Origin of the sequence: Hydrocarboniphaga sp. (genome assembly GCF_028291725.1) — a bacterium.
Lineage (GTDB): Bacteria > Pseudomonadota > Gammaproteobacteria > Nevskiales > Nevskiaceae > Hydrocarboniphaga.
Genome location: NZ_JAQGNT010000068.1, coordinates 1 through 11,923, shown reverse-complemented (window position 1 = coordinate 11,923; position 11,923 = coordinate 1). Strand labels below are relative to the sequence as shown.

The following is an 11,923-nucleotide window of genomic DNA, read 5'->3' as shown; positions in this document are numbered from 1 at the left end:
TGGACGGGTTGGCCCCGCTGATGGTGAAGACCGGGGCCGGGTCGTTATCGTTGATCGTGGTGGTGACGCTGCTCGTGCCCAGCGTTGCGCCGGCGGTCGGCGTATTGATCGACGCGCTGTACGTGCGGCTCTGGTCATACATGGCGTCATTGAGCGTATTGACCGGGAACGTCTTCGGCGTATCGGTGGGCGCGAAAGTGAATTGGCCGCTGGCCGGCGTGTAGTCGACCCCCGCTATGGCGGTCCCCGGCGTGGTCGTGTAGTTGATCGAATGTGTCAGCGCCGTTGCATTGGTCCGGGTGACGGTATACGTCGCCACATTGGATTCGGTCACCGTCGTCGGCCCCGAGATGGAGAAGACCGGTGCAGGGTCAAGCGTGTTGTTGTTGTTGATCGTGACGGTCGCTGCCGAGTTTCCGATCTGCACGGCAGGGTTCGACGTGCTGATCGAGACCGTGAAGCTCAAGTCGGTGTTGTATTTACCATCGCGTATGGTGCTGACAGGAAATGAGCCCGAAGACTGGCCCGCCGGTAGCGTGTACGAACTCTGCGGCGGGGTGTAGTTGACGGAGGCGGTCGCCGATCCATTTGCGGCGGCTACCGCCAATACGATCGCGGAAGCGGTGTAGCCGCTGCGTGAAATCTGCAGGGAGATGGCGTTGCCCTCAACACCACTGGCCGTCAGAGCGATGGATACCGTCGAGAGGCCGGTCGAGCCGGTGCTCAGGCGATTGCCGGCCGCATCGTAGGTATAGCTCTGAGCCGTGCTGTCTTCGTAGGAGACGCCCTTGAGCCGCCCCAGATTGTCGTAGGTGTATGTCGCCGTGCCGGACGCACCCATGACGCTCGGTGTAATCACGATCAGCGCTGCAATAAACCCAACTCGCTTTGCACCCAGTCTCATCATTCTCTCCCAGATGGTGCGAGCGCTCGGATGCCCTGACCCGATCAATTGCCAGCGTTCGTATCCGCCACCAACCTCTCGGACACTAACTGAAGTTCCGACATTGGAATGGGAACGGGATCACGTTTTGTTACTGGCGCGTCGTTAGTCGTACGCGCGGCACGAAAATCGGCAGATCAATGCGGTTCAGCAGCGGCCCCGAAACCCTGCCGCGAAAACATGCAATTTGGTCTGGAGTACAGAGGCATTCCCCGGTGTGTCTCCGAGCCCCAGCCACACAAACATGGGATTGCCGACCTACCAGCGAACCAACACCGCGCCCCAGGTCAGGCCGCCGCCAACGGCCTCGAAGATCACGTTGTGGCCGCGCTGGATGCGGCCGTCGCGCACCGCCACGTCCAGCGCCAGCGGGATCGACGCGGCCGAGGTGTTGCCGTGATCGTGCACCGTGGTCACCACCTGCTCGGGTTTGAGCCCGAGCTTCTCGGCGGTCGACATGATGATGCGGATATTGGCCTGGTGCGGGACCATCCAGTGCAGGTCGGCGCCGGTCAGGCCGTTGGCTTTCAGCGCCTCCTGGGTGACTTCGCCGAGCACGCGGACGGCCTGCTTGTAGACCGCTTGGCCGTTCATCTCGAGGAAGGGATGGCCGACCACCTTGCCGTTCTGCACGCCGCCCGGCACGCGCAGGATGCCGCTGTGGCGGCCGTCGGAATGCAGATGCGCCGACAGCACGCCTGGTGCCTCGGAGGGCTGCAGCACCACCGCGCCGGCACCGTCGCCGAACAGCACGCAGGTGCGCCGGTCGGTCCAGTCGAGTATCCGCGAGAACGTTTCGGCGCCGATCACCAGCGCGCATTTCGACGTGCCGCTGGACACGAACTTGTCGGCCGTCGCCAGCGCGTAGATGAAGCCGCTGCACACCGCCTGCACGTCGAAAGCGGCGCCGCCGGTGACCCCCAGCTTGGCCTGCAGCAGGCAGGCGGTGGACGGGAAGATCATGTCCGGCGTCGAGGTTGCAACGATGATCAGGTCGATGTCGGCGGCGGTGACGCCGGCAGCCTGCATCGCATGTTCGGCCGCGGCCTGCGCCAGGTCGCTGGTCTGTTCGCCTTCGGCGGCGATGTGGCGCCGGCGGATGCCGGTGCGTTCAAAGATCCACTCGTCTGTGGTGTCGACGGTCTGGGCGAGGTCGGAATTGCTGAGGACCTTTTCCGGCAGATAGCTGCCCGTGCCGGTGATACGCGAATAAGCCATTGATAATGAGATTAATAATCTGATGTGCTCCGGCGAGTCCGGTGCACCGGGCGCTGCAGAAAAGTACGGTTTATATGGATACAGTTTGGATCTTGTCCGGCTGCAGTACAACTTGCGAGCGTATGGGGCCAGGTGCCGGTCGCGCCGCGTTACACGGCGTAACCCTATGCAATGCCGGGGATATCCGCCAGCAACCTGGCGTTGCGATTCTGGCCCTGCCGGAAATTGTCCGGTGTCACACCGGAGTTTCTGCGATGAATGATCCGATTCCGAAAATCTCGATCCAGGACCTGTCGGCGCTGCTCGGCGCGGCGTTGGGCGCACCGGCGCGCGCCGGCGATGTTCACGATGCGGTGCTGAAGCAAGGGCAGCTGGATGGCGAGCATCGCCAGCCTAAAGCGGGCGATCTGCTCGAGCAGCTGATCAAGAACGCGCGCTGCCGTTGAACCCGCGTTGCATTGCGACAGGAGGTCGCTCCGATGAATATCGATCTGAATTGCCGTCACAAAACTCTGCTGCTAGTTGCGCTGCTGTTGGCCGGTTTGCCGGTCGCCAGCGAGGCCCGGCCGGTCGCCCAGCAATTGCTGGTTGCCGACGAAAACACGCAAGTCGACCAGCAGCTCGAGCAGTTGCGCCAGCGCATCGCCGCAGCCGAGGCCCCGTTACGCCTCGATGGCAGCGCGGTTGATGCGACCACCGAGCGCCGCGCTGCGCGCCGGCTGGAGCGGGCCGGCTACCCGGTCGATTGAACAGCCTTAGCCGGCGCTTCCTCGCCGGCCGCGGCGTTCACGTTTACGATGCGGCAATGCGGCATCGCCGCCGATCCTAAGGACGTGAACCCATGCTGGCTTCCGCTTGTTTCAGCGGCGCGCTTCGTCGCCGTTCGCTTTGCCTGGGCGCATTGGCGCTGTTCAGTCTCACCGCTTGCGGCAACAACACCGCAGAGCTGCCCAAAACGCCTGTCACCGCCGAGGCAGCGCCGACGCTCAAGACAGCCGACTGGGCGGCGTTCCGTGAGCGCTTTCAGGAAGACAGCTTTGCAGCCAACCCCGGCTTCGCGGTCAGCCAGGGGCGCCACGAGTTCGACGGCAAACTGCCGGACTGGAGCGCACAGGCCATCGCCGTGGAGGTCGCGCGGCTCGACGCCGCGCGGACCAAGGCCGCCGCTTTTTCCGACGAGCTGCTGAGCGCCGACGAGCGCTTCGAGCGCGACTACCTGCTGGCAACGATCGACGGCACGCTGTTCTGGTTGCGCGACGCCGAAACGCCGTTCCGCAATCCTGGCTTTTACCTGAGCACCAGCGGCTTGGATCCGAGCACCTATCTGACGCGCCCCTATGCGCCGATCGAAGTGCGCCTCAAGGCCTTCACCGCGTACCTGAAAGCGGTGCCGGCCGCGGTCGCGCAGATCCGCGCGAACCTGCGCTCGCCGATGCCCAAGACTTTCGTCACGCTCGGCATCAACGGCTTCGGCGGGTTTCCCGATTTCTTCCGCCAGCAAGTCCCGCCGATTTTTGCCGACGTCAAAGATCCGGCGCTGCAGGCCGATTTCAAGGCGGCGCTGGAACCGGCCGCGAAATCGCTGGAAGCGCTCACCGCGTGGTTGAAAAGCGAGCAGCCAAAAGCCAATGACGACTACGCGCTGGGCACGGAGCGCTTCACCAAGATGCTGCTGGCGACGGAGCGCGTGGCGACGCCGCTGAAGGATCTGGAAGCAGTGGGTCAGGCGGATCTCCAGCGCAATCTCGCGGCGCTGAAAGTCGCCTGCGCGCAATACGCGCCGAAAGCGACGCTGCATGCCTGCATGGACAAGGTCAACGCCGACAAGCCCAAGGGCGGCGCGGTCGAAGGCGCGCGTGCGCAGCTCGATTCGCTGCGCCAGTTCGTCATCGACAAGCAGCTGGTCACGATCCCGAGCGATGAGAAGGCCCTGGTTGCCGAGGCGCCGCCGTACCAGCGCTGGAACTTCGCCTATATCGACATTCCCGGCCCGTACGACAAGGGCATGCCATCGACCTACTACATTGCGCCGCCGGATCCGACCTGGCCGAAGAAGGAGCAGTTCGACTACGTGCCGGGCCAGGCAGTGCTGCTGTTCACCTCGGCCCACGAAGTCTGGCCCGGGCATTTCCTGCAGTTCCTGCACTCCAACCGCTCGCCTTCCAAGTTCGGCCAGCTGTTCGTCGGCTACGCCTTCGCCGAAGGCTGGGCGCATTACACCGAGGAGATGATGTATGACGCCGGCCTGGGCGAAGGCAAGCCGCAAGAGCGAGCGATGTACAAGATCGGGCAGCTGTCCGAAGCGTTGTTGCGCAACGTGCGCTTCATCTGCGCGATCGGCCTGCATACCCAGGGCATGAGCGTGCAGACCTGCGAAACTCTATTCGTCGAGGATGGCTTTCAGGACGCTGGCAACGCGCGCCAGCAGGCCGCGCGCGGCACTTACGATCCGGCCTATCTGAATTACACGATGGGCAAGCTGATGATCATGAAGCTGCGCGAGGACTGGACGAAGACGCATGGCGGCCGCGAAGGCTGGCACGCATTTCACGACCAGTTCCTGTCCTATGGCGGCCCGCCGATTCCGCTGGTGCGGCAGCAGATGCTGGGGACGAACGACGGTTCCCTGTTCTAGGGACCAATCGCGGTCAAGGACCGCTCCTACAGGATTTTTGCGCAACGCTGGTTGCGCCTGTTGTAGGAGCGGTCCTTGACCGCGAACGAGGCCTCGCGATCAGAGCTGCGCTTTGGTGCCGGAATGCCCGAGCGGCCGCCGGGTATCGATGCGCCAATGGGCATAGAATTTCGGGGATCGCCATGCTCACTACACTCGACCCACAACTGCTAGGCCCGCTGTTGGCGACGCTATGCGTGTTCGCTGCGTCGCTCGGTCTGCCGGTGCCGACGATGCCGGCGCTGATCTTCGCGGGTAGCGTGATTGCGGGCAGCGGTGATCCGGTCGCCGTGGCGGGGCTGAGCTTCGGCGGCGCCTGGGTCGGCGCTGTCGCTGGCGACACGCTCTGGTATGCGGCCGGTCGCCGTTATGGCTTTGCGGTATTGCGGCTGCTGTGCCAGATGTCGCTGTCGCGCGATACCTGCGTGCGCCGCACCGAGAGTTTCTTCGAGCGCCGCGGTGTCAGGATTCTGCTGGTCGCGCGCTTCGTGCCGGGACTATCGGTGGTGTCGGTGCCGATGTCGGGCACCGCGCGCGTGCCGTTCGCGCGTTTTGCGATTCACGACGCGACCGGCGCCGCGCTGTGGATCGTGTTTGGTCTGCTGCTCGGCTATCTGTTCGCTGGTCAGATCGATTTCCTGATGCAGATCCTGCACGACTTCGGCCTGGGCATCGGCGCGGCCGTCGTGATCACGCTGGCCAGCTTCATCGGCTTCCGCTGGCTGCGGCGCCGGCGCTTGTTGCAGCAGTTGCAGATGAGCCGGATCTCGGTGCAGGAGCTCTATGGGCTGATGTCGGCCGGACCGGTGCCGGTGATCATCGACGTGCGCACGCCGGAGAGCCGGCGTCACGACCCGTTTCTGATCCCGGGCGCGCGTACGCTGGATATCTTGCAGCTGGAGGCGGAACTGGTCGATCTGACACGCAAGCAACAGGTGATTCTGTACTGCTCCTGCCCGAACGAGATTTCGGCGGCGATAGTCGCGCAACGCCTGCGCAAGCTGGGCTTCGACGACGTGCGGCCGCTGCTCGGCGGCCTCGAAGCCTGGCGCAGCGAGGGCTGGCAGCTGCAGCCTATCGTGGCGATGGTGGCCGGCGACACGAGTCGCGATCCCAGCGTGATCGGCGTAGCGGTACGCGAAGTTTCCTGACGCCGGCGTAGACACCGCCTAACGTAGGTCGGCAATCCTTTGCCGACGTGAGGCCCCGATTGCAGGCCCCGATTGTGCATCGGGCGAAAGCGTCGGCAAAGGATTGCCGACCTACGACCAGCGGTCCGACTGGCCGTATCGCATGCGGCCAAGCGGTGCACCGGCAGAGCGGATGCGATAATGAGCCAGGCTCTCCGTACTCGGGCAGCTCACAAGCAATAACCGGAACACCTTGCTGATGCCATTTGCCGCACTCGGTCTCGTACCGGCACTGACCCGCGCCGCCGGTACCCAGAACTTCATCGTGCCGACCGCGATTCAGGCGGCCGCGATCCCGGCGATCCTGCGCGGCCAGGACGTGCTCGGCCGCGCTCAGACCGGCTCGGGCAAGACCGCTGCTTTCGCGCTGCCGCTGTTGCAGCGGCTGATCGCCGGCCGCAGCGAGACGCCGCGCAAGCTGCGCGCACTGATCCTGGCGCCGACGCGCGAACTGGCGGTGCAGATCAGCGAGGTGATACTCGCACTGTCGCGCAGCTTTCCGCAGCCGCTGAAGACGGTCGTGGCGTTCGGCGGCATCTCGATCAATCCGCAGATGATGGATCTGCGCGGCGGCGCAGACATCATGGTGGCGACACCAGGCCGCCTGCTCGACCTGATCGATCGCAACGCGCTGAAAATCGGCGACGTGCAGACTCTGGTGCTGGACGAGGCCGATCGCCTGCTCGATCTCGGTTTCGCGGACGAGATCAATCGCATCCTGTCGTTGCTGCCGGTGTTTCGTCAGAGCCTGCTGTTCTCGGCGACCTTTCCGGATTCGGTGCAGCGGCTCGCCGACAATATTCTGCTGAACCCGACACGCATCGACGTCGAAGCGAAATCCGACGCGGGCCCGGCGATCGTGCAACGTGCGATCGAGGTCGACAGCCGTCGCCGCGGCGAGTTGCTGACGCGGCTGATTCACGACAATGGCTGGACTCGCGCGCTGGTGTTCGTCGCCACCCAGAACGAGGCCGAACAGCTCTCATATCTGCTGTGTCACGTTGGCATCAACGCTGCGCCGTTCCACGGTGAACTGAGCCAGCGCAAGCGCAGCGCGGCGCTGGCCGATCTGAATTCGCATGCGCTGCAGGTGGTCATCGCAACCGACGTTGCCGCCCGCGGCCTCGACATTCCGCAGTTGCCGGTGGTGATCAACTACGATCTGCCGCGCTCGGCCGACGACTACACCCACCGCATCGGCCGCACCGGCCGCGCCGGTGAGAGCGGCCTGGCGATCAACCTGGTCAGCGCCGAAACCGAGGCGCATTTCCGCCTGATCGAGAACCGCAACAAGTTCCGCCTGCCGCGCGAGCGCATTGCCGGCTTCGAGCCGGCGCAGACCGCGGTTTTGCCCGCAGCAGTGCCGGCCGGTGGCATCAAGGGCAAGCGCAAGAGCAGGAAGGACAAGGCGCGCGAGGCCGCTGCTCGCGGCGAGACCTGAGCGCGCTGGTTTCGAGCGGGCTCCGTGCCCGATCGCGGCCGGCGCCTGCATGTAGCGGTTTGCACCGCGCCCGTGTAGCCGTTCGATCAATGCGGCATGATCGGACAGGAACGAAACCCGGAGCCGCTGATGCGTGTGCTGATCGTTGCGATACTCGTCGGGTATTGGGGCGGCGCGTTCGCGCTATCGGCGGACGAGTCGTCGCATTTGGCGCTGAGAACCGGCTTTGGTCCCGAGCTGAGCAACAGGCCGCAATCGGGGTCCTACGCCGAGGCGGTCGACCGGCGTGTCGACTCTGCCGCCGCACGTCATGTGGCGAGCACGCCGCCGCCGGATTGGGTCGACGAACCCTTGCAGTTCCCGCTAACGCCAAAGGATCTGAGTCCGGAGGAGAAGCGTGCGCTCCACGTCGAGTGGCAACGGCGCTATGTCGAACTGCAAGGCTGGTGGTTGCAGGAGATGCTGTCGACACCGACGCCGCTGACCGAACGGATGACGCTGTTCTGGCATGGCCACTTCGCCACGTCGTTCAAGACCGTCAAGGCGGTGCAGTTGCTGTATCGGCAGAATCTGATGTTGCGCCGGTACGCGCTCGGCAATTACCGGGATCTGCTGCATGCCGTCGCCCGCGATCCGGCGATGCTGCTGTATCTGAACAACCAGCAGAACAAGAAGAGCCAACCCAACGAGAATTTTGCGCGCGAGCTGCTCGAGCTGTTCACGCTGGGCGAAGGGCATTACACCGAAAACGACGTCAAGGAAGCGGCCCGCGCATTTACCGGGTGGAGGATCGCGATTCCGGGCGGCCAGTTCGAGGCCAATGCCAAGCAGCACGACGACGGTGATAAAACCTTTCTCGGGCATCGCGGCAACCTGGATGGCGACGAGGTTATCGACCTGATCCTGCAGCAGCCGCGTGCTGCCGAGTTCATCGTCGACGAGCTGTGGAGCGAGTTCGTCTCGCCCGATCCGGATCCGTCCGCGGTACAGCGGCTCGCGGCCGGCTTTCGCAAGAACTGGGAAATCGCCCTGTTATTGAAGGCCCTGCTCCGGGAGCCCGCGTTTACCGAACCGAGAAACAGCGGCCTGATGGTCAAGTCACCGGTTGAATTCGTAGTCGGCACTTTGCGTTCATTGGACCTGCCGCTTTCGACGCTGAATGCGGCGGTCAGTACCTCCGATATGGGACAGACGCTGTTCGCACCGCCGAACGTCAGAGGTTGGCCCGGTGGCGATGAGTGGATCACCAGCGAGTGGTTGCTGGCACGGCGACGGTTCGTGCAGCAACTGGCGGGCGATGCGCCGCCCCCGTCCAGCAAGCCCGGCGTGCGGACGCGGCTGCAGCGTGTCGCCGATATGGAACTCCGTCGGCAGAGCGCCGATCTACAGAGACGCTTCGGCGAAGTCGCGGAATCCCTGCCGCCCGCCGAGATGATGCGGCAAGTGCTGGTTTTGCCGCCGGTCATACCGCCGGTGGACGGCGCCAAGCCGCCGGACCGGCTCGAGACCTTGCTGCTGGATCCGGTCTACAACCTCAAATGACGACGACAACGGCCAAGGATCGCCAGCCATGAAAAGACGCACCCTGCTCCAGGCGGCCTCAATGGCCTCAATCGCACCACTGGGTTTTGCAGCCCGGAACCTGCTCGCCGCCGATGCTGCGAGCGTGCCGGTGCGGCGGCTGCTGCTGGTCGAGCTCAACGGCGGCAACGACGGGCTGAATACGCTGATTCCGTATGCCGACCCTTTGTATCTGCAATTGCGGCCTCAGCTGGCGGTGGCGCGCGACCAGGTGCTGCAACTCGACGAGCACGTCGGCTTCAATCCGGCGCTGGCCGCGCTGATGCCGCTGTATGCCGCCAGGGAACTCGCGCTCGTGCAGGGGCTGGGCTATGCCCGGGCCAACCGCTCGCACTTCCGTTCGATCGAGATATGGGACACCGCGACCGACTCGGACAAGATCGGCACCGACGGCTGGCTGTCGCGGCTCGATGTCCAGCGCCGATTCGGCCGTTCTTTCGCCGCCGACGCGGTGGTCATCGGCCGTAACCCCAAGCCCGCGACCGGTGCGGACATGCAGCCGGTGGTGATGGGCGATGCCGACAGTTTTGTCAGCGAATCTCGGGGCGTCGAGGCGATGAAGTCGGCCTCCGACAATCCGGCGCTGAAACATATTCTGGCGGTTCAGCGCGACATCCAGGCCGCCGGACACGAGCTGAGTTCCAGCCGGCCCTCGCCGGCCGGCGATTTCCCCAAGTCGCCATTCGGCCGCGACGCCAGCGAGGCGGCTCGCCTGCTGATCGGCAATCCGGCAACGCCGATCGTCAAGATCGCGCTGACCGGTTTCGATACACACGTGATGCAGCGCGGCCGCCAGGACGGCTTGCTGAAGCAGTTCGGCGATACGATGGCCGCGCTGAGGACGGCGTTTACGTCGGCCGGAATCTGGAAGGACACGCTGATCGTCACCTATTCCGAATTCGGCAGGCGAGCACAGCAGAACGCCAGCGGTGGCACCGACCACGGCAAGGCGGCGCCGCACTTCGTGATCGGCGGCGCGGTGAAGGGCGGCCTGTATGGCGAACCGCCACGCTTTGCAAAGCTCGACGACGGCGACGTGCCGGCGACCATCGATTACCGCTGCGTCTACAACACGGTCCTCGGCCGCTGGTGGAATGCCGGCGATGCGCAGATCGAGCCACAACGCTTCAAGCCGCTGGCGCTCGTCTGAGGCTCGACCGACTCGGCGCGTTCGCCGCAGATGGGGCTGTCGCTCCGGACGGCCGAAAAAGCAGCGGATTCCGGGCGCTTGCGGCGTCGCTCGTTCCTTGCGTATGTCCAATACACTGGGCCGCTCGTTCCTTGTTCTGCATCGATCGTTCTGTATCCGTCCGCTGCGGATGCGCGGGACTTCATCAGAGACTCCCAGGCTCATGAGTTCGCTTTTCAACAAGTCCCCGGCTGCAAACACCGCCTCCAGCCAATCTGCACCGCCGCGGCGCTCGGGTGTCGCGGCGATGACCCTGGCGGCGCTGGGTGTGGTCTACGGCGACATCGGCACCAGTCCGCTGTACACCTTCAAGGAAGTCTTCAGTCCGATGACCGGCCTATCGCTGGCTCCGGAAAACCTGATCGGTGCGGTCTCGGTGATTGTGTGGGCGCTGTTGCTGGTGGTCACGCTCAAATACGTGATCATCGTGTTGCGCGCCGATCACGGCGGTGAGGGCGGCATCCTGGCGCTCGCCTCGCTGGCCTCGCGTACCGTCGAGCATCGCGGCCTGCGGGCGGCGCTGCTGCTGATCGGCGTCTGCGGCGCGACGCTGTTCTACGGCGACAGCATCATCACGCCGGCAATATCGGTGATCGGCGCGATGGAGGGCATGAGCATCATCGCCCCTTCATTCGAGCGCTTCGTGGTGCCGGCCTCGCTGGCGATCCTGGTCGGGCTGTTCATGGTGCAGCGCTTCGGTACCGGCACGGTCGGCAAAGCTTTCGGTCCGGTGATCCTCCTGTGGTTCGTGGTGCTCGGCCTGGTCGGTGTGCTGCATATCGCGCAGCAGCCGCAGATCCTGGCAGCGCTGAATCCGGTGTACGGCTGGAATTTTCTGGCCGCTCGTGGCTGGCATTTGTTTGCGGTAATGGGCGCCATCGTGCTCGCGCTGACGGGAGCCGAAGCGCTTTACGCCGACCTTGGCCACTTCGGCCGCCGGCCTATCCAGCTGGCCTGGACGGCGCTGGTGCTGCCAAGCCTAGCGCTGAATTACATGGGGCAGGGCGCGCTGCTGATCGGGCATCCCGACGCGGTCGATAATCCCTTCTTCCGCATGTTTCCCTCGCAATGGGCGATCCCCGCGCTGGTGCTGGCGACACTGGCGGCGATCATCGCCTCGCAGGCGGTGATCACCGGTGCCTACTCGATGACCAAGCAGGCGATCCAGCTCGGCTTTCTGCCACGCATGGCGGTCGACTACACCTCGTCGCGCGAGGTCGGGCAGATCTACATGCCCGGCGTGAACTTCGTGCTGATGATCGGCGTGCTGGCGGTCGTCGAAGGCTTCGGCAGCTCGTCGGCGCTGGCCGGTGCCTACGGCATCGCGGTGACGCTGACGATGATGGTCACCTCGCTGCTGTTGTTCTTCGTGATGGTCCGGCACTGGAAGCTCGGCCTGGCGCGGGCCACGCTGCTGACGCTGTTCTTCCTGGCGCTCGACGTGCTGATGGTCGGCGGTTGCGTGATCAAGGTCGTCGATGGCGGCTGGCTGCCGCTGCCGCTGGCGCTGGGCGCGACGCTGTTCGTGCTGATGAGCACCTGGCACCGTGGCCGCGCGCTGGTGTTACCGGCTGCGTAAATCCGCGTAAATCCGGCGGCAAGGCTTGCTCTGTGGCGGCGACGTGGTGGCCTGTGACTTGGAAGCAGTCGGCGGGGGACTACGGGATTTCGCGACGGCTGTTTCTCA

The 11,923-nt window shown here is 64.6% G+C and carries 11 protein-coding genes; 8 read left to right on the top strand and 3 right to left on the bottom strand.

Features of this window, described 5'->3' with window-relative positions:
• The 3 genes from JWQ90_RS19070 to JWQ90_RS19060 form a co-directional block, all read right to left on the bottom strand.
• A partial coding sequence (locus JWQ90_RS19070) for a Calx-beta domain-containing protein (protein ID WP_299696600.1) occupies positions 1 to 904 on the bottom strand: 904 nt, incomplete at its 3' end.
• A gap of 130 nt (positions 905 to 1,034) precedes the next feature.
• Positions 1,035 to 1,181 carry an ATP-binding protein gene (locus tag JWQ90_RS19065; protein WP_299696599.1) on the bottom strand — a complete coding sequence of 49 codons (147 nt, stop codon included), beginning with the start codon at positions 1,179 to 1,181 and terminating at the stop codon, positions 1,035 to 1,037.
• 20 nt (positions 1,182 to 1,201) lie between these two features.
• On the bottom strand, positions 1,202 to 2,161 hold the full coding sequence (locus JWQ90_RS19060; protein ID WP_299696598.1) for a beta-ketoacyl-ACP synthase III: 960 nt from the start codon (positions 2,159 to 2,161) through the stop codon (positions 1,202 to 1,204).
• A gap of 254 nt (positions 2,162 to 2,415) precedes the next feature.
• On the opposite strand from JWQ90_RS19060, the gene JWQ90_RS19055 reads away from it, so the two are divergent.
• The 8 genes from JWQ90_RS19055 (at position 2,416) to JWQ90_RS19020 (ending at position 11,815) form a co-directional block, all read left to right on the top strand.
• The gene (locus tag JWQ90_RS19055; RefSeq protein ID WP_299696597.1) at positions 2,416 to 2,607 is read left to right on the top strand and encodes a hypothetical protein; all 192 of its coding nucleotides are present in this window, start codon (positions 2,416 to 2,418) and stop codon (positions 2,605 to 2,607) included.
• Positions 2,608 to 2,640: 33 nt separating this feature from the next.
• Positions 2,641 to 2,910: a hypothetical protein gene (locus JWQ90_RS19050; RefSeq protein WP_299696596.1), complete on the top strand. Its 270-nt coding sequence runs from the start codon at positions 2,641 to 2,643 to the stop codon at positions 2,908 to 2,910.
• Positions 2,911 to 3,002: 92 nt separating this feature from the next.
• Positions 3,003 to 4,796: a DUF885 domain-containing protein gene (locus tag JWQ90_RS19045; protein ID WP_299696595.1), complete on the top strand. Its 1,794-nt coding sequence runs from the start codon at positions 3,003 to 3,005 to the stop codon at positions 4,794 to 4,796.
• Between the two features lie 182 nt (positions 4,797 to 4,978).
• Complete coding sequence (locus tag JWQ90_RS19040) at positions 4,979 to 5,986, top strand: DedA family protein/thiosulfate sulfurtransferase GlpE (RefSeq protein ID WP_299696594.1); 1,008 nt, start codon at positions 4,979 to 4,981, stop codon at positions 5,984 to 5,986.
• A 238-nt stretch (positions 5,987 to 6,224) separates the two neighbouring features.
• Positions 6,225 to 7,466 (top strand): DEAD/DEAH box helicase, encoded by a 1,242-nt coding sequence (locus JWQ90_RS19035; protein WP_299696593.1) that lies wholly within the window; start codon positions 6,225 to 6,227, stop codon positions 7,464 to 7,466.
• 129 nt (positions 7,467 to 7,595) lie between these two features.
• Entirely contained in the window at positions 7,596 to 9,008 is a 1,413-nt protein-coding gene (locus tag JWQ90_RS19030) for a DUF1800 domain-containing protein (RefSeq protein ID WP_299696592.1), read from the top strand.
• A 28-nt stretch (positions 9,009 to 9,036) separates the two neighbouring features.
• A complete protein-coding gene (locus JWQ90_RS19025) occupies positions 9,037 to 10,197 on the top strand; it encodes a DUF1501 domain-containing protein (RefSeq protein ID WP_299696591.1) in 1,161 nt (386 codons plus the stop codon).
• A gap of 202 nt (positions 10,198 to 10,399) precedes the next feature.
• Entirely contained in the window at positions 10,400 to 11,815 is a 1,416-nt protein-coding gene (locus JWQ90_RS19020; protein ID WP_299696590.1) for a KUP/HAK/KT family potassium transporter, read from the top strand.
• Positions 11,816 to 11,923: the final 108 nt, after the last annotated feature.